Below are 25,652 nucleotides of genomic sequence, written 5' to 3'. Positions count from 1 at the left end.
AGCAAGCTGACGTTGCGCCCGAGGATGACCGAGCCCGGTTGCGACGCTTGCTGCGCGAGCGAATGGGACGCACCGGTGCCTGGCATCCGCTATCGCACGGCCAGGAGGCGCTCTGGTTCCTGTGGGAGCTCGCGCCCGAAAGCCCTGCCTACAACATCGTGTTTCCGGCCGGCATTCGCGGCGAGCTCGATGTTGAGGCGTTGCACCGTGCCCTGCAGATGTTGTCGGACCGGCATCCCTGTTTGCGGATCGAATTCAGCAATGAGGATGGCAAGCTGCAACAGCGGGCGCACGAGCATCACGCGGTCCGGTTCGAATTGCACGATGCATCGGCATGGAGCCGGTCCCGGCTGGATCAGGCGATAGGCGACCACGCACGATTGCCCTTCGATCTGAAATCCGATGCCGCGCTGCGCGTCACACTGTTCCGCCGCAGTCCGCATGACCATGTCCTGCTGCTGAGCATTCCGCACATCGTCAGCGACCTGTGGTCGCTGATCGTGCTGATGGATGAGTTGAGGGACAGCTACGCCGCCGAGACGTCCGGGCGGCGAGCCGAGCTTCCGCCGCAGCCATTGTCCTATGAGGACTACGTCCGGTGGCAGCGGGCGATGCTCGAGGGCGCCGCCGGTGACGCGCATTGGCGCTATTGGCAGGCGGAGTTGGCGGGCGACCTTCCGGTGCTCGACCTGCCCGCCGATCACGCCCGGCCGGCCATGCAGTCTTTTCGCGGCGGCACGATCAATCTGCAGATTGCCTCCGATCTCACGCAACGGCTGCAGGCACTGGCCCGCGCTGAGAACGTCACGCTCTTCATGGCGCTTCTGGCCGCGTTTCAGGCTCTGCTGCACCGATACAGCGGACAGGACGACATTGTCGTGGGCGCGCCGACATCGGGGCGGAATCGCGCGGAGTTCGCCGGCGTGGTCGGCGATTTCGTCAACATGGTGCCGCTTCGCGCTGACTTCGCCGATGCTCCGAGTTTCCGACAGACGCTGGCGCAGTCGTCCCGCAAGGTGGTTGGCGCCATCAAGCATCAGGATTTTCCGTTCTCGCTGCTCGTCGATCGCCTTCAGCCGGCACGCGATCTCAGCCGCCCGCCGATCTTCCAGGCCTCCTTCGTCCTGCAGACGTTCCATCGCTTCAAGGAATTGTCGCGGGCACTGCTGCCGGGACCGGATGAGCCGCATATTCCGTTCGGTGCGCTGGAGCTCGAACCCTGGCCGCTGGCGCAGCAGGAGGGCCAGTTCGATATCAGCCTGGAAATGAAGGAGGACGAAAGCGGCCGGTTGATGGGCTCCTGGCGTTACGCCGCAGATCTATTCCGCCCCGAGACGATCGTCTGTATCGCGCATAATTTCGAAACCTTGTTGCGCGAGGCCATCGCGGATCCCGATCGCCCGATCAACAAGCTGCGGCTGTTGACGGCGGAGGAAAGCCGAAGTGCGATGGCCTCCGCGCGTGGTCCCGCGGCCGGGCTTCCCGCGGCGACGTCCATCTGCGAACTGTTCGCCGCGCAAGCCGCAAGGCGCGGCGCGGCCATTGCGGTGAGTTGCGGTGATATCTCGGTCAGCTACGCCGGGCTCGACCGCCGGGTGGAAGACATCGCTGGCCAGCTGGCTGCGCTTGGTGTCGGCGCTGACGTGATCGTCGCCATCATGCTGCCCCGCGGGATCGATTTCGTGACGGCGCTGCTGGCCACCTCGCGGGCGGGGGGCGCCTTCCTGCCGCTCGATCCCCGCCATCCGCTATCCCGCGCCAGCCAGATCTTCCGGGACAGCCGCGCACAACTGGTGCTCACCACGGCGGCCATGAGATCGGACATCATCGCTGCGATCGGGGCGCTGCCGCAGGCCGATCGGCCGCGCGTGATCGCCGTCGAGGAGATGGATGGCAACGGCGCGCGAGCCGAGCCAGACGCGGTGCGCGGCGGCGATCTCGCTTATGTCATGTACACGTCCGGATCGACCGGCAATCCCAAGGGCGTGATGGTCGAGCATCGCGGCATGATCAACCATGTGCTGGGCAAATTGTCGGATCTCGGTTTCGGCGAAGACGACGCGCTCGCCCAGAACGCACCGCAATCCTTCGACGTCGTCGTCTGGCAAAGCCTCGCCCCGCTGATTTCAGGCGGGCGCACCGTCGTGATTCCGGACGAGGTCGCCGAGGATATGAGCGCGCTCGTCGAGACCGTCGAGCGACAAGGCGTGACTGTCCTTCAGCTGGTGCCGGCGATGATGCGCGCGCTGATCGACCATGTGTCGGCCTGCGAGTCGGGAAGGCTTGCTCTGGCTGCGCTGCGATGGATGGTACCGACAGGCGAAGCGCTGCCGGTCGTGCTGGTGCGCCGCTGGCTGGAACTCTATCCGCATATTCCGGTGCTGAACACCTATGGCTCCACCGAATGCTCGGATGACCAGTGCCACTACACGCTCGATGGCCTCGACGCGGCCGACCTGGCCGTTCCCATTGCATCGATCGGTTCGCCGATCCAGAACATGGCCGCCTATGTGCTGGACCGCAATCTCGCGGCAGTGCCGGCCGGTGTGGTCGGTGAGCTCTATATCGGCGGCATCGGCGTCGGGCGTGGCTATGTCAATGAGCAGAAGCGGACCGCGTCGGCCTTCGTGCCCGATCCGTTCAGTGAAAGCCCGGGTGCCCGTCTCTACCGGACCCGCGATCTGGCGCGCCGCCGCAGCGACGGCAAGATCGATTTTCTCGGCCGCGTCGACGAGATGATCAAGCTGCACGGCTTTCGGATCGAGCCACGGGAGATCGAGGTGGCGCTGCTGCATCATCCGGCGATCTCCAAGGCGGCGGTGATTGCGCGCGAGCATCCTTCTGGCAAAAGGCAGCTCGTCGCCTACGTCGTGCCTTCGCTCGCGTCAGGGAATGGCCGGTCGGCCGGGCCGGCCGAACTCGAAGACATCCGCAGGCATCTTGGCGAACATCTGCCGTTGTTCATGATACCCGCTGCCTTCTGCGTCGTGGACGCGCTGCCCTTGACCGCCAATGGCAAGCTGGACCAGCGCCGGCTGCCGGCGCCCCATTGGGAGGTCGGTCCGGCGGATCATTTCATCGCCGCGCGCGACCCGACCGAGGCGACGATCGCTGCGATCTGGGCCGGTGTACTGGGTCATCCGCGGGTGAGCGTGACCGCCGATTTCTTTGCCATCGGCGGCGATTCGATCCTGAGTGTTCAGATCGTTTCGCGATGCCGGCGGGCCGGGCTGCCGATCGAGCCGAAGGACGTCTTTCTGCATCGTACGATTGCCGCGCTGGCGGAGGCGCTGGGACGCCGCGCCGTGCCGGTGGAGAGCCATGCCGCGGTGGCGGCCGGCTCCGGCCTTCCCCCGATCAGTCCCGAGCAATTCAAAGCCGCCATCGGACAGGTCGCGTTTGACGAAAGATGAAGCCCTTCAGGTTGCCGGAGAGCGTAGATGAGCGATCCCGCCGCATTGCATGCCTACCCGCTCTCGCCGATGCAGCAGGGGATGCTGTTCCACAGCGTGACGGCGCCAGGTTCGGACGTCTATGTCGAGCAACTCTCCTGCCGGCTGCGCGGCCCACTCGATGGGGCGGCGTTTCAATCCGCCTGGGAGGAGATGCTGTTGCGCCACGCTGCGTTACGCTTGGCCTTTGCCTGGCGAGGATTGACCGAGCCGCTTCAGGTGGTCGGGCCCCCGCTGCGGCTGCCGCTCGAGGTGCTGGATTGGCGCGAGCTTGCGGCCGAAAATCAGCGGTCGGAGTTGCGCCGGTTATGCGCAGCGGAACGGCGCCTGGCTTTCGATCTGGGGCGTGCGCCGCTGATGCGGCTGAAGCTCGTCAAATTGTCGGAGGGTGATCACCATTTGGTCTGGACCTGGCATCACATCATCCTGGATGCCTGGTCGGTCCCCATCGTCCTCGAGGAGTTCTTCGCCGTCTATGCCGCTTATCGAGAGAATCGTCCGGCGGAGCTGGGGCCGGCGCGCTCCTATCAGGACTTCATCGCGTGGCATCGTCGTCGCCCTGTGGCTGACGACGAGCCGTTCTGGCGCAACTATCTCGACGGCTTCGATGAGCCGACGCCGCTCGGCGTCGATGGCATGGTGGCCGCGCGCGAACCCGATGCGGCGGCGGTGGACAATGGCGATGCCTATGGGCTTCAGTTCATCGATGTCCCGCGCCGCGACGTCGATGCGTTGCGCGAGGCGGCGCGACGGCTGGGACTGACCCTCAACACCTTTCTGCAGGGCGCGTGGGCGCTGCTGCTCAGCCGCTATAGTGCGGGCGAAGACGTGGTGTTCGGGACGGCCGTGGCGGGACGTCCGCCGGAGCTTGCCGGCGTCGAAACCATGGTCGGACTGACCATCAACACCATTGCCGTCCGCGTCGCGACCGCGGGCGGGCAGCGCGTCGGCGAGTGGCTCACCGCGCTGCAGAAACACCAGGCCGAGACCCGGCTGCATGAGCACACGCCGCTGACGGACGTGCAGCGCTGGTCGTCCCTCGCGCGCGGTACGCCGTTGTTTGAAAGCCTGCTGGTGTTCGAGAACTTCCCGATGTCCCTGCAACGCCTGCGGGGCGGCGGCATTGCTATCGTCGATTTCGATTTCGTCGAGCGCGCGAATTTCCCGCTGACGATCATGATGGCGGTCCGCGACGAGAGCAGGCTCGGCGTGGGATACGATCGCGGTCGTTTCGACGACGCGACGATGGGTCGGATGCTGTCGCATCTGCGCACGCTGCTCGTCGACATGACCGGGCCTCCCGAGCGCAAATTGGCCGACTTGAACTTCGTGACCGCGGAAGAGAACCGTCAGCTGATCACCGAGTGGAGCCGGCGCGCGGCAGCGACCGTCGGCAGCAGCGCCGAGCCGGAGCTTTCATGCATCAGGCGGTTCGAAGCGTTGGCGCGGCGTTCTCCCGATGCGATCGCCGCCATCTTCGCGGCGCCTCACGGCGACGTTGAACTCACTTATGACGGTCTCAACGCGCAGGCCAATCGGCTTGCCCGGCGATTGCGCGCGCTCGGCGTACGGATCGAGCATCGCGTCGTGATCTGCATGGAGGCCTCGCTGACGCGGCTGGTTGCGATCCTCGCTGTGATGAAGGCCGGCGCGGCCTATGTTCCTCTCGAGCCGTCGTCGCCGCAATCGCTGTTGCAAAGCCTGATCGCGGACTGCGGCGCCGAGATCGTGCTGACGGAATCCGCTTTGGCGGACAAGCTCCGCGATTGCACGGCCCGGATCGTCATGCTCGACGACGACCACGCGACGGCAGCGGATGTGAGCGAGGACGACCACCGCAATCTGAACGACGGAGCCGACCCGGACAATGCGGCCTACCTGATCTATACGTCGGGGTCGACCGGGCGGCCCAAGGGCGTCGTCGCGACACACGGGTCGCTGTGTCACCTCGTCGACGCGCAGATCGCGGCATTCCGTATCGACGGGCAGAGCCGGGTGCTGCAATTCGCATCGTTGAGCTTCGATGCCTCGGTCTCGGAGATCTTCACGGCGCTGGTGGCGGGCGCACGCCTCTATATGGCGCCGCGTGAGCTGCTGATTCCGTCCAGCGAGCTGTCGCGCTTGATGCGGCGCTGGGGTGTGACGACCGTGACGATGCCGCCATCGGTTCTGGCGCGCATGCCCGGGCAGGAGCTTGTCGCGCTGCAGACGCTGGTGTCGGCGGGCGAGCCTTGCGCCGCGGATCTGGCCAGGCGATGGGGCCGCAATCGGCGCTTTCTCAACGCCTATGGGCCGACCGAGATCACGGTATGCGCGACGGTCGCCGAGATTGCGCCCGACGGCAGCAAGCCCGGCATCGGCCGGCCGATCGGAGAGGCACGGGTCTATATTCTGGATTCCCATCTGCGTCCGGTCCCCGCCGGCGTCGCCGGCCATCTCCATGTCGGCGGCCCCGGCGTCACGCGCGGCTACTGGAATCGCCCCGATCTGACTGCGGCCAGTTATTGTCCCGACCCGTTCTCCGACGTGCCCGGCGCGCGCCTCTATCGCACCGGTGATCTGGCGCGGTTCCTGCCTGCAGGTGACATCGAATTCCTCGGGCGGCTGGACGACCAGCTCAAGCTCCGCGGCTTCCGGATCGAGCCCGGCGAGATCGAGGCGGTGCTGCGCGAACAGCCCGGGGTGCGCGAAGCGGCGGTCATCGCGGTCGGCACTGGTGGCGACGACATGCGGCTGGCCGCCTTCGTGGTCGCTGATCGCGCCGCGCGTTCGTCGCGTTATGAATGGTGGCCATCGATCGCCGAGTTCTTCGTCTATGACGACATCGCCTATCACGCGATGACCTTCGATGAGCGCCGCAACGCCAGCTACCGTGCGGCGATCGCGGACGTCGTGAAGGATCGCATCGTCCTCGAAGTTGGCACCGGTCCGGAGGCGTTGCTGGCGCGCTTCTGTGCCGAGGCCGGCGCCCGCAAGGTCTATGCGGTCGAACTGCTCGAAGACAGCTGGACCAAGGCGCGCACGCGGGTCGCCGAGCTCGGCCTCGAAGACCGCATCGATGTGCTGCATGGCGATGCCACCAGGATCGAACTGCCGGAAGCCGCGGATGTGTGCGTGTCCGAGATCGTCGGTTCGATCGGCGGGAGCGAAGGGGCGGCGGTGATCATCAACAGCGTCAGGCGCTTGCTCGCCCGTGAATCGAGGATGATCCCCCGGCGCAGCACCACGCTCTATGCGCCGGTGGAGCTTCCGGAATCGCTGCTTCAGCAGCCGGCATTCGGCGCGCTTGCGGCGCGCTATGTCGACTGGATCTTCGACGATATCGGATATCCCTTCGATCTGCGCCTGTGCGTCAAGGGCCTCGACCGCTCGCATCTTCTGGCCGAGCCCCGCATCTTCGAGGACTTCGAATTCGACGCCGCGCTCGCGCCCGAGTTCGTCCGGCCGGGCAGCTTCAGCATCCGCCGCGACGGCAAGCTCGCCGGCTTTCTGGTCTGGCTCACGCTCGACACCGGGGCCGGCGAACCGGTCGACATTCTGGACCACGAGCATTGCTGGCTGCCGATTTTCTTTCCGCTGTTTCATCCTGCGCTGCCGGTTCGTGCCGGCGACCGGATCGACGCCGTCGCAAGTGCCAGATTGTGCGAAAACGGCTGCAATCCCGATTATTTTGTCGAAGGCGAGCTGCATCGACGCGATCACGCGCCGGCGTCATTCCGTCATGAATCACTGCACCATGCGGAGGTGTTCCGCGCGTCGCCGATCCATCGCGAATTGTTTCGCGACGGCGCCCCGCGATCGCCCGAGCGTTCATTGCCGGCGGATGGTGGTTTCGATGCCGCCGATCTGAAGCAACGCCTGCAGCAGCGCCTGCCCAGGCACATGGTGCCCGCGAGCATCACGGCGCTCGACGCTTTGCCGCTGATGGCTAGCGGCAAGCTCGACCGTCGCGCCCTGTCGACGATGGCGACAATGAACTCGGCTGCGGCCGTCAATGTGACGGCGCCGCCGCGCGGCCGCATCGAGATCGGGATCACGACGATCTGGCGAGACGTTCTCAAGCTGGCAGCGATCGGCCGGAAGACCAATTTCTTCGACCAGGGCGGACACTCGCTGTTGCTGCTGCAGGTTCAGGACCGGATCATGCAGGATCTCGGCATGGACATCGCCGTCACCGAGCTCTTCAAATATCCGACGGTGGAGACGCTGGCCCAGCGTCTCAGCCTGCAGTCTGGTCAAATCAGGCCGCCGCAGGCCGCGGCCGGGCCGGCCGGCCCCGCGCGTGCCGCGGCACGTCAGAATGCGATGCGCCGCATCGGCGATCACCGCCATCCGCAAGCCGTGACCACGAAGGATCTGCAATGAGCGTCGAGAGCGCATCGCCCGCTGGCGCCATCGCGGTCGTCGGATTGGCTTGCCGGCTCCCCGGCGCGAACAATGCCGACGAATTCTGGAGCAATCTGAGCCAGGGCGTCGAGTCCATCACCTTCTTCACGCCCGAACAGCTCGAAGCGGCGGGGATCGATCGGAAGGTCTCGGAAAAGCCGGGCTATGTCGCCGCCAAGGGAGTTCTCGACGAGGCCGATTGTTTCGATGCGGGCTTCTTCGGCATCAGTCCGCGCGAGGCGGAGCTGATGGATCCGCAGCAGCGGGTGTTTCTCGAATGCGCATGGACCGCACTCGAGGATGCCGGCTGCGATCCGCAACGATATCCAGGCGCGATCGGCGTCGTCGCCGGCACCATTCTGAGCACCTATCTGCTTCTCAACGTCTGGCCCAACCGCAAGGCGGTCGAAACCGCAGGCGTGTTCCAGACCGCGCTGGGGAACGATCCGACGTTCCTGGCGACCCGTGCATCCTATCTGTTCGATCTTCGCGGGCCGAGCATCAGCGTTGGCACCGCGTGCTCGACCTCGTTGATGGCGGTGCATCTGGCCTGCCAGAGCCTGCTCGCGCATGAAAGCGACATGGCGCTGGCCGGCGGCGTGTCGATTCACCTGCCGCTCGTCGGAGGCTACCAATATGAGCAGGGCGGCATCCTGTCGCCGGACGGGCACTGCAGGCCGTTCGACGCCGCCGCCCGCGGCACGGTCTCCAGCGACGGCGTCGGCGTCGTGGTCCTGAAGCGGCTCGATGACGCGATGAGCGACGGCGATATTATTCGCGCCGTGATCCGCGGCTCCGCCACCAACAATGACGGCAATCTCAAGGTTGGATATACCGCGCCAAGCGAAGCGGCTCAGGCCCGCGTCATCAGCGAGGCGATGGCGATGGCGGGGATCGAGCCGGATACGGTGTCGATGATCGAAGCACATGCGGCGGGGACGCTGCTGGGCGATCCGATCGAGGTCGCTGCGCTGACCGAGGCCTTTGCGGGCTATGGAGACGGCCGGCAATTCTGCGCGATCGGTTCGGTCAAGAGCAATATCGGGCATGTCGATGCGGCGGCCGGCATTGCCGGCCTGATCAAGACGGTGTTGGCACTGCAGCATCGGCAGATTCCCCCAAGCCTGCATTTTCGCCAGGCCAACCCGAAGGCTGACCTGAGCGGCGGGCCGTTCTACGTCAACAGCGAATTGAGGTCGGTCGCTCCCGGCGCGGTGCCGATGCGGGCCGGCGTCAGTTCGTTCGGCATCGGCGGCAGCAACGTGCATGTCGTGCTCGAAGAAGCGCCTCGACGCGACACGATCGCCAATCCTGAACAACCTGCCAGACCGTTCGAGCTCCTCGTTCTGTCGGCGTCCTCGCCCGCCGCGCTGGAGACCATGTCCGGGCGCCTGGCCGAGCATCTGGAGACACGGCCCGATGGCGGGCTGGCGGATGTCGCTCACAGCCTGCGGCGCAACCGCAGAGCCTTCGCGCATCGGCGGTTTCTGGTCTGCCGCGATCGCACGGAGGCCATCGCAGCCTTACGGGCATGCGATCCGCAGCAACTGACCACCGGCTCGTCTTTGGAGGGACGGCCGCAGGTCACCTTCATGTTTTCCGGGCTCGGCGACCATTATCCCGGAATGGGATGGGAGCTCTATTGCACCGAGCTCCCCTTTCGCCGCGCGGTCGATCGTTGCGCCGCGCTGTTGCACCCGCACATGGATCGAGACATCAGGGATCATCTCTATCCGGATCGCGACTGGTCCAATCCGGTGCTCGCGGCCGACGCTGTGGTGGCCAGCACATCCGGCCTCGACCTGCGCGCCATGCTGGCCTGCGCGCGCCAGGCTGACGAGGGCGATGCGGCTCAGGATCTGCCCGCCGCAACCCAGCCCATGATCTTCGTCACCGAGTACGCCCTGGCCGAGCTGCTCCGCAGCTGGGGGGTCGAGCCCGATGCAATGATCGGCTACAGCATCGGCGAGTTTGTCGCTGCCTGTCTGAGCGGTGTGTTGTCGCTGCCGGATGCGTTGGAGCTGGTGGCCATCAGGGGGCAGCTGATCCAGACATGCGTGAAGCGTGGCGCGATGCTGGCCGTGCCGCTGGGCGAAACGGATATGCGCGCCTTGCTGCCCGGCAGCGTCTCGCTCGCGGCGGTGAACGGCCCCGCGCTCTCGGTCGCCTCGGGCGACGAGGCCGGAATCGCGGAACTGGAGCGCCGGCTCGTTGCGGGCGGCATCAGCTCGAGACGGCTGCGTAGCACCCATGCCTACCACTCGGAAATGCTCCAGGAGATCGTCGCACCGCTGCTTGCCACGCTGGCGCGGCTCGCATTGAATCCGCCGAAGATCCCTTATGTCTCGTGCCTCACCGGGACATGGATCACGGACGAGCAGGCGACGACACCGCGCTATTGGGCGGAGCATTTGTGCTGCACCATGCGGTTTCATCAGGGCCTTTGCGAGCTGCTCGCCGATTCCGGTCGCGTCCTGCTCGAAATCGGTCCCGGTCAGTCGCTTGCGTCTCATGCGATCACGGAGCGGGCGCGGGTCGCATCGCGGACGAATCCGGTGATTCCGACAATGCGCTGGTCGTATGGCCGTCAGGCCGAGCTCGCTGTCCTGATGCGCGGCGTCGGCCTGCTGTGGCTCGCGGGCGTGCCGGTCGACACCGCGCCTTTCGCGGCCGGTCGGCATCCGCGTCTGGTTCCGCTGCCGACCTATCCGTTCGAGCGTCAACGCTACTGGATCGATCCGCCTGCCGGTGGACGGGGCATCGCGGTCGCAACCAAGAAGCCTGATATCGAGGACTGGTTCTATCTGCCGTGCTGGAAGCCCTCGCTTGCGGCCCCCGCAGGCGCGAGCGCGACACCCGCCCACACCTGGCTGTTGTTCCTGGATCATGGCGGCGTCGGCCGTGATCTCGCCGATCAACTCGGCCGAGGCGGCGCTGCTGTCGTGACCGTCGCGGCCGGCAACGCATTTCGTCGCGACGGCGAGAATTATGTCATCGATCCGCGCCGTGCCGAGGACTACCGCGCCCTGCTGCGCGAGCTGGGCAAGCGCGGGCTGGCACCTCGGCGCATCGTGCATCTGTGGCAGCTCACCCATCGGGATCAGGCCGGCGTGCCGTCGCGATCGCGTTTCGATGCCGCTCAGGATGCCGGCTATCACAGTCTCATACGCTTGGTGCAGGCGATTTGCGGTGAGCGGCTGGAAAGCGAGACCCGGATCGACATCGTCGCCAACCGGCTCTGCAATGTCAGCGGCGACGAGCCGCTGGCGCCGGAGAAAGCCACCATGGTTGGACCGGCGCTGGTGGCGCCACAGGAGCATCCGGGCCTGATCTGCCGTTGCCTGGACTTCGATATCCCTCCCGAGGATATCGACCGCCGCGAGCCACTCGTGAGCCAGCTGATGCGCGAGATCTGCGGCGAACGGACCGAACCTATTGTGGCCTACCGTCATGGACGGCGCTGGGTCCAGGGATATGAAGCTGTCAGGATGCAGCCCGTCGCGGCTGCCGGCTCGCCATTCCGCGAGCGCGGCGTCTATCTGCTGACCGGTGGTCTTGGCGGAATCGGCCTGGTCATGGCGAACCATCTTGCGCAGGCCGTTCGGGCACGGCTGGTGCTCGTCGGCCGCTCGGCATTTCCGGAGCGCGCGCAATGGGACGGCTGGCTTGCCGAACATGACATCGCGGACCGAACCAGCGTGAAGATCCGGCAGTTGATGGCGCTCGAGCAGCTCGGATCCGAAGTGCTCGTTATCTGCGCTGACGTGTCCTCGCGCGAGGCCATGCAACGCGTGCTTGCGACCATCGACGCCCGCTTTGGCGAATTGCACGGGGTCATTCATAGCGCCGGGGCTGTCGGCGTCGAGGCCTTCCGCGAGATCAACCAGGCCGGCATCGCCGATGCGGAGGACCAGTTCGCGGCCAAGGTTCATGGCGTCATGACGCTCGATCACGTTCTCGCCGATCGGCCGCTGGATTTCTGCGTGCTGATGTCATCGCTCTCGGCCGTGCTCGGCGGGCTGGGCTTCGCCGCCTACAGCGCCGGCAATCTGTTTCTCGATGCGTTCGCGAACTGGAAGAACCGCGCCGGCACGACGCCGTGGATCAGCATCGACTGGGAAAGCTGGCGCCTTGCGGACATCCAGTCGGTGATCGCCGGCCTTGGCGCGACCGTCAATGAATTTGCCATGCAGCCGCAGGAGGGAGCCGCCGCTTGCGAGCGCATCCTGGCCTATCGCGCCGAAGGCCAGATCGTCGTGTCATCGGGGGATCTGCACGCCCGGCTCCATCAATGGGTCGATCGTCGTCCGGGCCTCGTGCCGCATCCGGCGACAGCCCATCGGCGGCCCGATCTGCGCGCGAGCTATGTGGCGCCGCGCGGGCATCTCGAGGCCGCATTGGCCGATATCTGGCGCGATCTCTTCAACGTCGATCGGATCGGGATCCATGACGACTTCTTCGAACTCGGCGGCCATTCCCTGCTGGCCACCCAGCTCAATGCCCGGCTGTCCTCGGAGTTGCAGGTCGAGATGTCGCTGGCCACCCTGCTTCAGGTGCGCACCATCGCCGAGCTGGCTTTGACCATCGTCGATGCGCAGGCCCGGAAGGTCGATCCCGATATGCTCGAACGGATGCTGGCCGAGGTCGGAGAATTGTCGGAGACGCGCATCCAGGCGCTCCTCGTTGCGGAAAGCCATGCTCAGATGACGGCGGGTCATGAATAATTCCTTCGCTCGTATCAAGGAGCTCTCTCCAGAACAGCGCGATTTGCTGTTGCGCCGTCTCGCCCGGGTCGATCCGAAGGGCGGGGAGGGCGTGGCAAAACTGGTGCGCCGGTCCCGTGACAGCGATGAGGAAGCGCCGCTGTCCTTTGCCCAGGAGCGGCAATGGTTTCTGGATCGGCTCGCGCCCGGCGATCCCGCCTACATCATCACCGGCGCGTTGCGGCTGATCGGCACCTTGTCATTGCCTGCCTTGCACGTGGCCTTCGACGAGATCATCCGCCGTCACGAGATGCTGCGGGCGAACTTCTTCGTGCGGGATGGTCACCCGGCGCAGCGGATCAATCCGCCCTCGCCGTTCCCAATCGACATCGTCGACCTTACGGGTCTTGATACGGCGCAACGCGAGGCCGAGTGCCGGCGCCGATACGGTGAAGAGGCCAGCATCGGCTTCGACCTTGCGCGCGATCGCCTGTTGCGCGCGCGATTGATCCGTCTTGCGGATCATGAGCACTTCCTCATTTTCAGCAAGCATCACATCGTATCCGACGGCTGGTCGATCGGCGTGCTGCTGGAGGAGATCGGGCGCCTCTACACCGCCTTCGTCCGGTCGGGTGAGGCTGATCTTCCCGATCTGCCGATCAGCTATGGGGATTTTGCCCGCTGGCAACGTCAACGCGTCCAGGGCAACACGCTCGAAGAAGGCCTGTCCTATTGGCGCAGGAAGCTGGAAAATCCGCCGCCCGTGCTGGAGCTTCCGCCGGACCGGATCTTGCACTCGGCGTCTTCGGCGGAACGCGATCTGGTGGGAGCGACCTGCGACCGGCTGGTCGGGCCAGGCCTCAAGCTGCAACTCGACCGGCTGAGCCGGCAGGAAGACACGACGGCGTTCGTGACGCTGCTGGCCGGCTTCATGACATTGCTGATGCGCTGTACCGGACGGGAAGACATTCTGATCGGCTCTCCCGTGAACGGGCGCATTCGTCTCGAGACCGAAAACCTCGTCGGGCTGTTCCTGAACACGCTGGCGCTGCGCGCGCGGCTGTCTCCCGAGCTCTCCTTCCGCCAGGCGATCGCCCTCGTGCGCAATTGCGTGCTCGACGGACTGGCGCATCACGAAGTGCCGTTCGAGAGGGTCGTACGTGACATCGATCCCGACCGTAGCGCGAAGAGCCATCCGCTGTTCGAGATGTTCTTCAATTTCACGCCAAGCCCGCCGCGCTTGCTCGAATTGCCTGGCCTGCGTGCGAGCTTCGAAGCCCCGGTGGCGGTGCGCTCCGAATTCGCGATGACGCTCTACGTGACCGAATGGGAAGGCTCGCTCGAGCTCAAGCTACTGTATCAGCGCGATCGGTATTCCGAGGCGCGCATGTCCATGTTCCTTGAACAGTTCGAGGCGATTCTTCGCGAAGCGGTCATTGATCCCGACCGGTTGCTGGGAAGCTTCGACCTGGCCGCGCCGCAGCGCGGGATCGTGTTGCCGGATCCTGCAGTGGAATTGGAGCAGCCCGAACAATTGTCGGTCCCGTCGGCGATTGCCGCATGGGCGAGGCGCACGCCCGACGCGCCCGCGATCGTGCAGGGTGACGCGGCGCTGAGCTACCGGCAACTCTATGCACGCATGGTCGAACTGGCCGGGCATCTGCGGCAGAAGGGTCTTGCCGCGGGGGGCGTTGTGGCGGTGCGTGGGCCGCGCTGCCCGGGTCTGATCGTCGGCATGGCCGGCGTCCTTCTCGCCGGCGGTACGCTGCTGACGATCAGCCCCGATCTTCCCGAACGGCGGCAACGCCTGATGCTCCGGGAGGCGGGTGCATGCGTCCTGCTGCAGCCGGACACGCAGCCGGTCGAACATGACTGGCGCGACGACATGCCGGATCTCGCTCTCCTGACGATCGACGCGCGCAGTGGCGCAATTGATGGCATTGCCGCCGACATCGACGGATCGCCGTCCTCGGCCGACGCGGCGCGGCCTGCGCCCCACACGCCGGCCTATATTTTCTTCACGTCCGGCACCACGGGGACACCGAAAGCGATTCTGGGATCTCACGCCGGTCTCGCGCACTTCCTTGCATGGCAACGGCAGGAATTCGCGATCGGACCGGCCGATCGCTGCGGCCAGCTCACCGGAATCTCCTTCGATGTGGTTTTGCGTGACATCTTCCTGCCGCTGACATCGGGCGCCAGGCTGGTGTTGCCACCGCAAGCCGTCGCCATGTCCAGCGCCGACCTCCTCCGCTGGCTGCAGGACCAGCACATCTCGATGCTGCATACCGTGCCGTCGCTCGCCGAGGCATGGCTGATGAACCCGACCGACGGGATTTCGCTGGACGCATTACGACATGTCTTCTTTGCCGGTGAACCGCTGACCGCGGCACTGGTGGAGCGCTGGCGAAGCGCCTTTCCGTCGCCTGCAGAGATCATCAATCTCTACGGACCCACCGAGACGACGCTCGCCAAATGCTTTTACCGGGTACCAGCGCAGCCGCGCGCCGGCGTCCAGTCGCTTGGCCGTCCCTTGCCCCAAACGCAAATGCTCGTCCTGACCCCTGCGCGGACCATGTGCGGCGTCGGCGAACCCGGTGAAATCGCCGTCCGGACGCCGTTCCGCAGCTTCGGTTATCTCAACGCGCCCGACAACAACGCGCGCAGCTTCGCGGCCAATCCCTTTGGCGGCACTGCCGAAGACCGCATCTATCTGACCGGTGATCGCGGAGTCTATCGAGCGGATGGTACGCTCGAATTCCTCGGCCGCTTCGACGACCAGCTGAAGGTGCGTGGCGTCCGCGTCGAGCCGATGGAGGTCGCCGCCACGCTGCAATCTTGTGCCGATGTCAGTACCTGCGCGGTCCTGGTACGCCACGACGACCGGGGAGAACCCGCGCTGATCGCCTATGTGGTGCCGAAACCCGGCGTGAGCCCCAACGTCAAGCGGCTGCGCGAATTCCTGCATCAGCGTCTGCCGCCGCAGATGCTTCCGTCGCATTTCGTCTTCCTCAATGAGCTGCCGCTGACTGCGAACCAGAAGCTCGATCGCGAACGATTGCCGCCGCCGGGGGAGAAATGCGATGATCCGGAGCGACGCTACGTGGCGCCGCGCGATGCGATCGAACTGCGGCTGACGCAGATCTGGGAAGAGCTGCTGCACGCGCGTGTCGGCGTCACCGACAATTTCTTTGAGCTCGGCGGCCACTCGCTGCTTGCGCTGCGCCTGCTGGTGAATATCGAGCAAAACCTGGGCAAGAAGGTGCCGGTCGCTGCCCTGTTCGAAAATCCGACCATCGAAGGCCTCGCCGCACATCTCGGACGGCAGCCGGCTGAATCGCAGCAGATCGTCAAGATGTGGTCGGCGGAGCATCGGCTTAAATTTTTCCTGGTTCATACCGGCGGTGGTACGGTTCTCAATTATGTACCGCTGGTGCGAAGCCTCGCGGCCAACGTATCGGTGTTCGGGATTCAGGCCCGGGCGCTCGATGGCGATGGTGATCCGCACCGCGACATCGCCGAAATGGCCGCGGACTATGTCGAGAAGCTGCGACAGCTGCAGCCGGCCGGACCTTATCTTCTCGGCGGACATTCGCTTGGCGGCGTGATCGTCTATGAAATGGCGCGCCAGCTCAGCGAGGCCGGTCATCAGGTCGCCCTGCAGGCGATGTTCGATTCGACGCTCGCGCGTCCGTCCGATCACGCGCTCGCGGGGGATCTCTCGCGCGACACCGATACGCGCGATCTGGCGGCGGCGGCCAAGACGATCGCCCGCTTCATGGGCAAGCAGCTCGCGCTCTCGCTGCAGGACATCCGGGATCTCCCGCTCGACAACCAGATCACGCATGTCCTGACACATCTGGAGCGCGCCGACGCGCTGCCGTTCGGCGACGCCTACAAGATGATGTGCAATCTGCTGAATGTCAGCAGGGCCCATGTCGAGGCGCGGCGCAGCTACCATCCGGCTCCGTCCGCGGTGCCGGTGACGTTGTTCCGGGTGCACGATGCCGGCCCGGCGGACGATTCCTCAGCAGATGGTGACGCAATCTTTCGGGACAGCCTGGGCTGGAGCGCCGTGTCATCCCGGCCGGTGCGGGTATTCCGGGTGCCCGGCGATCACGTGACGATGATGAACGAACCGCATGTCGGCGTTCTCGCGGAAAGTCTGCGTTCATGTCTGTCCGAGGCGATTGCGGCATCGGGCGACTGATTGCCGGGCCGGTCATCCGGCCCGGACCATGATGGCGACATCGATGCGATGGACCGATTGTATTCCGGCATGGAAACGGCGAGGGGTGAAAACATGACCGCTTCGCACAAACGTATTTTTGATCACGTCCTGATCATCGTGCTGGAGAACGAATATCGCAGCAACGTGCTGAAGAACTCCTACATGTCGGAGCTCGCCGCGCAGGGCGTCGAGCTGCTCAATCACTTTGGAGTCATGCATCCATCGCAGTGCAACTACGTCTCGATGATCGCCGGCGAGCTTTGCAACATCGCCTATGACTGGCCGCCTTACCCGCCGGTTTTGCAGCAGCGTACCATCGTCGACCAGATCGAGGAGTCACCGCTCGGCCTGCGCTGGAAGGCGTACATGCAGGGCAATGTCAAGATGTTGTGGAAGCCGGACCTGCAGCCGTCGGATTTCCCTGTGCCGTTTCCGGTGCCGGACCAATTATGGGCGACCTGCCCGCCGCCGTTCAATCAGGTGCCGCAGCCGCTTTATCCCTATGCCTATTTCCATAATCCGTTCTGTCTGTTCGAGAATGTCCTGCGCAATCCGGAACGATGGAAGAAGCTCGAGGACGAGGCGGCGTTCTGGCGGGACCTGCTGGTCGGGGACTTCCCCGAATTCGCTTTCTTCTCGCCGAACCTTTGGGACGACGGTCACTATCTCTACGGCACCTGCACCGAGCCTGGGCAGCGCGCGCCGTTGGTCGATCAGCAGGCGCAATGGCTGAAGTCGTTCTTCGAAAGCTTGCGGTTTCCCGGGCCGAAGTCGCGGCTGCCCCCCCGCACCCTGGTGGTCGTGACCTATGACGAGGCCGACTTCGACGAGGATTACGACGCACACGAGAAGAGCACCTATGACGGGCCGAACCAGATCTACACGGTGCTGCTTGGCGACATGATCCACCCGGAGAAGCGGATGGAGACCTCCAATCATTACAGCCTGCTCAGGACGGTGCAGAAGAATTTCGGGCTGGGCACGCTTGGGAAGAACGACCGTGACGCAAACTGGTGGCAGTTCCTGTGGGGCAGGGAGTTTGCCTGGCATCTGCCGGAGGAAACGCCCGTCGTTGCCGAGGGCGGGGCGGCGGCCGCAGGACTGGGGTCCGTGCTCTACATCGTTCATGTCGGCGCCGGCAGCGCGCTGAATTTCAATGTCTTCGACGGCAAAAAATGGTCCGACGGGCAGCCGGTCGGGCCATCGGGATCTGCTGTCGCGCTGGCCGCCCACGCTGACGGCCTCATCCTGGTCTACAAGGATGAGAGCGGCCTTGCAGCCGTTGAATATTCGCCCAGCACCGGTTGGTCCAGCTCGACGCTCACGATCGTCTCAGGTCCCGTCGGCGCCTTCAGCCTGGCATCTCTCGAGTTCAATCGAAGTGTGATGCTGGCCTACGCAGCGTCGGACGGCCGCATCTCCTCGATGCTGTTCATCGACGGCCAGTGGGGGCCGGCCGTGGACGTCGGCCGTTCGACCGACGGAAGCCTGATTCTGGCAGCGCTGGGTCCCTCGCTGTTCCTGATCCACAAGGCTGTCCGGACCGACAGAATGCAGGTCGTGTCGTACAACACAGCTGATTTCAACGTGGTGTCAGTGCCTGCGGAGAATGGCGGACCGGCGGACGACACTGTCAAGGATGCGTGGTCGCCGAGCGAATATCCGGTCGCCTATTTCTGGCGCGGTCCTGCGCCCAGCACGCCGAACGAGCTCGAGCCGCTGCGTGTGCCTTACCGTGCCGGCCGGGAATTGGCGGCGGCGACGCTCGACGGCGTGATCCATCTCGCTCATCCGCATCCGGACAATGCCCAGGTGATGACCGAGAGATTCGGGCAGAGCGGTGTGCTGACCCCGGCCAATCCGGTCTCCTGGACCTCGACGGCGCTGACGGCCGCACGCTCCGTGCACAGCGACCGCGTGCCGCGCTCGCGCTATTCGATCTGGTCCCGCTTCGTGGATGCAGCCGCGGCCGGCGCAGCTGATCAAAATAGGGCATCCGATCAAAAGCGGACGACCAGCAACGGCTTCGGCACGCTTGCCGAGGCCGGCTGGTCGCTTCAGGAGCCGATTCTCGGTGTCCGGACTGCAGGCGCCCTGACCATGGCGCGGTTCGGCGACCGGCTGGCGTTGCTCTCGCAACCGAAGCCGGGCGGCAAGTGCCATCTGAGCATCGGCGAGCATGTCACGCGCCGGTAGTCGGGCTGGGAGCCGGATCTGGGCTCTGATGCGTTCGCGCGCGCGGGCCAGCGGGAGGCGTCGAGACCCTTCTGGGATAGCAAGTCATCCAGCCATCGTATCGCGGCCTCATCGGTCGAGCAGAATGGTGATCGCGGCAGCTCCGGCGACCTTCGTGCGTAGAACTCCGGTGCCGGTTCCAGCCCCGGCGTCGCATCATGTCCGTTCGACATCGGTTCTCCCGTCATGTCGAAATGTCCCGGCCTCCGCTGGATGATCAATACTGAATGAGTTGTTTTGCAACGCAATACGTCTTGTGCTGGGGGCGACGTTCAGCTGCGGCGGCGAACCTCTTCGACGATGCTGGCGGCGAGTTCGTCGACCGGCAGCATGCCGTCGAGCAGAAGGTCGGCGGAGTCCCGGGCGGCGCGCGCGGCGGCCAGATAGGCGTCGCGGCCGATTGCAAGAAATGCCAGCAGCTGGCCTTCGATCTCTCCGACCAGCTGGGCGGCCTGCTTCTGCGGCGATGCGATTTCGCGGACGATCCTGCGGGCGAGGGCGACTTCGGGAGGGACGTCGATATAGACAGTGAGATCGATCAGGCCGGCGAGTTCTTGCCGGGCGCGTCCGAACGGCTCCTCGATCATGATGTAGTTGGCCGGATGGACGATGCTGCCGCCATTCGGCGGCTGCACCGGCTTGCCGGAAATCAGGTTGCGCAGATCGACCGCCATCACGGGTGTCTTGATCTCGTCGGGATCGGCCCCCGCATCGATCCACGCCCGTATCTGCGCAATGTCGTTGCCGAGCGTCACATAGTCGTCGAAATGCAGCCGCGCAGCGCCCATCAGCATCTCGGCCGTGGTCGCAATGACGCTCGACTTCCCGGCACCCGAGGTGCCGCTGACGGCAATGACCAGGCTCGGATCATCTTGCTTTGCCACCGCGGCCGCCTGTCGCTTGTCCATTCATATCTCCGGTCGTCGCTCGGCTGGTGAGCGAGGAGTTATTCTTGAGCCGAATGTTTCATGAGCCGAGATCGGGCATGTCGAAGGCCTCGAGAAACAGTCCGAAGGTCAATACGGTCATGAGCACATCGTCCTCGGTCGGCACGTTGAGCTGAAAGTCGGGCTGGGCGTAGCGCTGCTTCAGTTCGGCGATCGCACCCGGGTCGAAATAGCCCTGCCGCCGGATCGTCTCGGGCGACAGCAATTGCTCGACCCATTCGACGCCACTGCGCAGCAGGAACGGCGTCCCAGGCGCGTTGAAGCCGTATTTTTCGCGTTCGACGATCACTTGCGGCACGTATTTCCGCGCCACCTCCTTCAGGATGTATTTCTCCTGATAGCTTTGCAATTTCAGGTCCGGCGGGATCCGGCAGGCCAGTTCGGCGACTTCGATGTCGAGAAACGGAAACCGGCCCTCGACCCCGTTCGCCATCAGCATGCGATCGCCGTGATCGCCGACCAGATGGTCGCCGAGCCGGAGTTTCATGTCCAGATAGGAGCGCTGGTGCAGCGGGTGGATGTCCTTGATCCGGCTGGTGTCGATCACATCGGACCTGGTGAAGTCGAACTCCGGAAACAGCGCTCCGAGCGCAGGCGAATACAGCGCCAGTTTTGCAGCCTCGATATCCGTCAGGTTCTTCTCGTAGAAGATGGTGGCATCGCCGAATACGCGGCATCGCAGCTCGGCCTCCTTCGCCGCAGTCGGCCTCTGGACGCCGCGCGCGCGGCGAAAGGCGTCGAAGCGATAGCCGAGATAGCCGGCAAACAGCTCGTCGGCCCCCTCGCCGCTGAGCACGACCGGCACGCCATGCGCCCGCGCCGCGGCAGACAACACCAGCGACGCGGTATTGTAGGTTTCCTTCAACGGACATTCGGCGTGCCAGATCGCGGTGCGCAGCCGGCTTTCGATTGCGGTAACGTCGAGTTCGACCTCGTGATGCCGGCAGCCGAACTCGCGGGCGGCGATGCGCTGATACTGCCGCTCGTCGATCAACTGCTGCTCGAAGGCGATCGAGAAGGTCCGTACCGGGTCGGGGACATTGGCCTGCATGATGCTGGTGACCAGCGAGGAGTCCAGCCCGCCGCTCAGATAGGCGCCGACCGGGACATCCGCCTGGAGGCGCCGGCGGACGGATTTGACCAGGCAATGCTCGATCTCCTCTCGGTAGGACGCCTCTGTCCGCTGTTCGTGGCCCTCGCTTTCGCGCGGGAAACGCAGGTCCCAGAACGGGGCGGTGCTGACCCCGTGCTGGTTTACGGTGATGCAATGGCCCGGCGGCAGGCTGCTCACGCCCGCGAACATGGTTCGTGGACTGACCAGGCCGGGCAGCGAGAGCACCTGGTCGAGGCCGGTGAGATCCACCCGGCGTTCGATCCCCGGATGAGCCAGGATGGCCTTGATCTCGGAGCCGAACACGAAGTCGCGCCCGATCGTCGCATAGAACAGCGGCGCGACTCCGAACTGGTCGCGTGCGCCGAACAGCCGGTTGCGGACGCTGTCGAACAGCATGAAGGCGAACTGCCCGTTGAGCCGGCCGAGAAAATCGTCGCCCAGCTCCTCATAGAGATGGATCAGCACTTCGACATCGGTCTGGGAGCGGAAGCGGTGTCCCCTCGCGATCATCTCCTCGCGAAGCTGGCGGTGATTGAAAATCTCGCCATTGCATACGAGGAAAATGGTCTGATCCTCGTTGGCCAGCGGCTGGTTGCCGGTGAACAGGTCGATGATGCTCAGCCGGCGAAAGCCCAGCCCGACGCCGTCCCTGACGAAATGCCCGCGATCGTCAGGGCCGCGATGGGCAAGCGTCTGCGTCATCGCCTCGATGACGTCGGACGAGACGCGCTGGTCGCCTGATATCCGGAAGATTCCGCAGATTCCGCACAATGTCGTGAGCCCAATAGCCGCGACGTCGACGCCGCCGCGATTCCAACCTTGCAGTTCAGTTCAGTGTCCATCGGTCCGAGCCGGCGCCAGGGGAGATGCCTAGGAGAATTGCGGCATCACCTCCTCGCCGAAGGTGCGTATCGACTCCATTGTAATCTCGTGGGGCGTGGTCCCGGTCTGCATCACCAGAATCAGCTCGTCGACTCCAACATCGACGAAGCGCTGGACCATCTCCCGCGCGGAGCTGGGATCGCCGATGATCGAGGAAAGCTGCGACTGCGGCGTGTTGCGCTGATCCATGAAGCGCTGCAGCTGATCGTCGGGAAGAAAGTCCCTGGAGATGTTGATCCTGCCGACGGGCCTGTTGACGCCGTAGTAATGCACCATGGCTTTCAGGAAGAAGAGCGCGCCCCGGAAGCCGTACTGGCAGGCCCTGCGGTCATCCTTGAGAACCAGCGTAGCCGGATTGCAGGCAAAATGATTGTTGAGCTGCCGGCCGAGCGGCTTCGCCCGGGCCATTGCCGCGCGATACGCCGACACCCTTTTTGCCAGCATCTCGTCCTGATAGATCGCCAGGTTGAGGGCGCCGAGACCGAGCTCGCCCACCTCCACCGCCTGCTCGGGCTTCGAGCAGGCCGCGAAGATCGGAGGGTGCGGCTTCTGCACCGGCTTGGGGACGATGCAGGTCGGTGGAATGTCGAAGAAGCGCCCCTTGTGGCTGAAGACATCCGTTTCCCACATCCGCGGGATCATTTCGACGGCCTCGCGCCACTGCGCGTGAAGACTGTCCGCGTCGATCTCGAAGGCCTCGCGCTCGACCCTGGTGCCGGATTTCGCCGTTCCCCAGTTCACGCGCCCCTGCGAGAGGATGTCGAGGGTCGCGATGCGCTCGGCGATCCTGATCGGATGATTGTAGCGATGGGGCAGCAGCGTGCAGCCATGGCCGATGCGGATCCGCTTGGTCTGCGCTGCAACGTAGGCCAGGAAGATCTCCGGTGCCGACGAGTGCGAATATTCATACAGGCCGTGATGCTCGACCCCCCAGATGCAATGATAGCCGAGTTCATCGGCGAGCTTCGCCTGCTCGACGCAATTGCGGAAGACCGCGACTTCCCTGTCCGGCGTCGGGTCGGGGACCTGCATCTCGAAGAACAATGAGAACTTCATTGTCAACGACCATCGGGTGAGAGAAACAGAACGTCAGAAGAGCAACAGTGGGAAAAGCGGACGAAACGCACGTGTGCCGGTTGCCGGTGGTTGATCTTGTAGATAATTGCAAATTGTCAAAATTGTCTATTTCAGGTTGTTTGGCAATGCGCATTGCTGCGCGTTGACTTGAATTTCCAATGAGTGACGGTTCGCGACCGGCAGCTGCAACGTACGTGAAGCTACGCCGGCCGCCGTGTTCGAATGCAGGCGATCGAAACATCGTTGCGACATCCTGCGTCGCGTACGCTGAGCAAATTACATAAATACATCTTTACGTTGTTATTGAACAATGCAATACTTTTGTGAAGTTGTGCTGCGAAGTTGATTGGTGGCATAGGCGTTCGGGCTTGTTTCAATTCAGATTTGTTTCAGTGAAGGCTGAGGGGAGGCCGCCTCTGCGCGAGGCTTTAACGGCCGGGGATTTGCCGCGTTCAACGTGTCTCAAAGTTCAACGTGTCTCGAATCAGAGTGAATAGTGGAAGCATGTCGATCCTCACCAATCCACTTGATCTGCTGGTACAGAATCTCTTCTTCGAACTTCCCGGACTGGTCGACAGGGGCCGCGTGGTTCTGAAGATGGAAGGCTATAACGTCACCGGATCAATCAAGATCAAACCCGCTCTGTTCATGATCGCGGAGCTGGAGCGGCGGGGACTGATCGAGCCGCATCGCTCGACCATCATCGAGTCATCTTCCGGGAATCTCGGCATCGCGCTCGCGCTGATCTGCAGCTTGCGCGGATACGCGTTCATCTGCGTGACGGATCCCAATGTCTCCGCGGTCAACCTGCGCAGCATCGAGGCCTATGGTGGCCGTACGATCATCGTCGATTCCAAGGACGCCAATGGCGGCTATCTGGAGACGCGGATCACATGCATCCGCGATCTCCTGCGAGACAACAGCGACTATGTCTGGCTGAATCAATACGCCAATGAGTTCAACGCGCGCGCGCACGAGGAATGGACGGCGCTCGAAATCCTCGATGAGATTCCGGAGGTGAGCCATCTCTATGTCGGCTCCGGTACGACCGGAACGGTCATGGGACTGGCAAGGCGTTTTGCCGAGCTCTCGCCTGACACGATGGTGGTGGCGGTCGAGCCGGAAGGATCGGTGACGTTCGATCCGAACCGGAAGGGACGGCGGCTGATCCCGGGGATCGGGACCAGCCGGCGGCCGGAGCTGGCCGATCCCGAGCTTCTGGACCGCATTGTCTACGTCCCCGAAATCGATGCCATCAGGATGTGCCATCGCCTGGCGCGGCGGCAGGGGCTGCTTCTGGGCGGATCGACCGGCTCGGTGCTGGCGGCAATCGCCGCCGATGCAGCATTCTTCGACGCCGATAGCACCGTCGTCGCGATCTCTCCCGATCTCGGTGACAAATATATGGATACCATCTATTCGCCGGACTGGGTCAGGTCATCCTACGGGACCGGCGCCACCATGCCCGATGATGGCCAGGCGCCGTTGCCATGCGAGCCATTGAAGGAGATCGTGGCGCGGCACAGCCGTGAAGTGACGATCATCGCAAACCGCTGTCGGGAGGTTGCGAGCTATCGGCGCGATCAGGCGAAGCAGCAGCAGACGGGGACGTAAATGGACTCGCGACAGCGCTTCGACGTGATCGGCGGCCCGGCGATCTCCGCCATCCTGTCGGAGAGCAAGCCCGAGATTCTGGCGCTCGTGCGCGATACCTATTTGCTTCATCACGCAGCCCGGACGACCAATCCGGACAGCTATTTCTTGCGGTTCGACGACAAGCCGACGGCCCGCATCATCGCACTGCCCGCACGCTTGCGCGGCGCGGACGACATCGCCGGCATCAAATGGATCGCAAGCTTTCCGGAGAACAGGGACATTCCGCTCGCGCGCGCCTCGGCGGTGGTTGTGCTGAACGACATGGCCACCGGCTTTCCCTATGCGTGCCTCGAGGGATCACAGATCAGCGCGGCGCGGACGGCGGCCTCGGCGACCCTGGCGGCCGGGATCCTGCATCGCGGCAAGCGGGCGGAACGGGTTGCCGTCATCGGCGCCGGTCCGATCGCGAAGACCATCGTCGACTTCATGCTGGCGACGGGATGGAGCGTGGAGCAGTTCCAGGTGCACGATCTGATCGCCGCACGTGCGCGGGAGCTCTGCGAGAGTCTGCAGCAGTCAGGAATGCGGGCCGAGTCCGCAGCCAGCGCGCGGCATGCGATCGAGGGCGCGGATCTCGTGGTGTTCGCCACCACCGCCGCCAGGCCCTATATCGACGATCCCGCGCTGTTCACGCCGGAGCAGACCGTGCTCCATGTGTCGCTGCGCGATCTCGGTGTCGACGTCATCCTGTCGGCGCAGAACGTCGTCGATGATGTCGAGCATTGCCTGAAGGCGCAGACGTCGGTCCATCTCGCCGAGCAACGCACGGGGTCGCGGTCTTTCGTGAACGGAACGATCGGTGACCTGATCTCCGAGCGCCTGCAGCCCGACCGCAGCCGGGCCCGGATATTTTCTCCGTTTGGCCTTGGCGTCTTGGACATTGCACTCGCGCACTTCGTGCATGAGCGCGCGGTCGCCGGCGGACGCGCGCGCATGATCGACGACTTCTTCGTTTCTTGATTACGAGGT

The 25,652-nt window shown here is 64.4% G+C and carries 10 protein-coding genes; 7 read left to right on the top strand and 3 right to left on the bottom strand.

The window, feature by feature from the left end; all coding sequences use genetic code 11:
• The first annotated feature begins 62 nt into the window (after positions 1-62).
• The 5 genes from LQG66_RS18575 to LQG66_RS18555 all read left to right on the top strand — a co-directional run bounded on the left by LQG66_RS18575 (position 63) and on the right by LQG66_RS18555 (position 18,968).
• Positions 63-3,413 carry a non-ribosomal peptide synthetase gene (locus LQG66_RS18575; protein ID WP_231327618.1) on the top strand — a complete coding sequence of 1,117 codons (3,351 nt, stop codon included), beginning with the start codon at positions 63-65 and terminating at the stop codon, positions 3,411-3,413.
• Between the two features lie 27 nt (positions 3,414-3,440).
• Entirely contained in the window at positions 3,441-7,817 is a 4,377-nt protein-coding gene (locus tag LQG66_RS18570; RefSeq protein WP_231327617.1) for a non-ribosomal peptide synthetase, read from the top strand.
• Complete coding sequence (locus tag LQG66_RS18565) at positions 7,814-12,562, top strand: type I polyketide synthase (RefSeq protein WP_231327616.1); 4,749 nt, start codon at positions 7,814-7,816, stop codon at positions 12,560-12,562. The genes LQG66_RS18570 and LQG66_RS18565 overlap by 4 nt, the downstream gene beginning before the upstream one ends.
• Positions 12,555-16,751: a non-ribosomal peptide synthetase gene (locus LQG66_RS18560; protein ID WP_231327615.1), complete on the top strand. Its 4,197-nt coding sequence runs from the start codon at positions 12,555-12,557 to the stop codon at positions 16,749-16,751. The genes LQG66_RS18565 and LQG66_RS18560 overlap by 8 nt, the downstream gene beginning before the upstream one ends.
• 93 nt (positions 16,752-16,844) lie before the next feature.
• On the top strand, positions 16,845-18,968 hold the full coding sequence (locus tag LQG66_RS18555; RefSeq protein ID WP_231327614.1) for an alkaline phosphatase family protein: 2,124 nt from the start codon (positions 16,845-16,847) through the stop codon (positions 18,966-18,968).
• 311 nt (positions 18,969-19,279) lie between these two features.
• Here the strand turns inward: LQG66_RS18555 and LQG66_RS18550 are convergent, their stop codons facing one another.
• The 3 genes from LQG66_RS18550 to LQG66_RS18540 form a co-directional block, all read right to left on the bottom strand.
• Positions 19,280-19,915 carry a nucleoside/nucleotide kinase family protein gene (locus LQG66_RS18550; RefSeq protein ID WP_231327613.1) on the bottom strand — a complete coding sequence of 212 codons (636 nt, stop codon included), beginning with the start codon at positions 19,913-19,915 and terminating at the stop codon, positions 19,280-19,282.
• Positions 19,916-19,973: 58 nt separating this feature from the next.
• Entirely contained in the window at positions 19,974-21,839 is a 1,866-nt protein-coding gene (gene asnB, locus LQG66_RS18545) for an asparagine synthase (glutamine-hydrolyzing) (protein ID WP_231327612.1), read from the bottom strand.
• Positions 21,840-21,938: 99 nt separating this feature from the next.
• Positions 21,939-23,006, bottom strand: a complete 1,068-nt coding sequence (locus LQG66_RS18540) for an LLM class flavin-dependent oxidoreductase (RefSeq protein ID WP_231327611.1) — start codon at positions 23,004-23,006, stop codon at positions 21,939-21,941.
• A 525-nt stretch (positions 23,007-23,531) separates the two neighbouring features.
• Here LQG66_RS18540 and sbnA point away from each other — a divergent pair.
• Positions 23,532-24,641, top strand: a complete 1,110-nt coding sequence (sbnA, locus tag LQG66_RS18535) for a 2,3-diaminopropionate biosynthesis protein SbnA (protein ID WP_231327610.1) — start codon at positions 23,532-23,534, stop codon at positions 24,639-24,641.
• Positions 24,642-25,643, top strand: a complete 1,002-nt coding sequence (sbnB, locus tag LQG66_RS18530; RefSeq protein ID WP_231327609.1) for a 2,3-diaminopropionate biosynthesis protein SbnB — start codon at positions 24,642-24,644, stop codon at positions 25,641-25,643.
• Positions 25,644-25,652 lie beyond the last annotated feature (9 nt).

The sequence above is a fragment of the Bradyrhizobium ontarionense genome (genome assembly GCF_021088345.1).
Lineage (GTDB): Bacteria > Pseudomonadota > Alphaproteobacteria > Rhizobiales > Xanthobacteraceae > Bradyrhizobium > Bradyrhizobium ontarionense.
The sequence above is the reverse complement of the archived record's forward strand: the minus strand, read 5'-3'. Positions and strand labels throughout refer to the sequence as shown.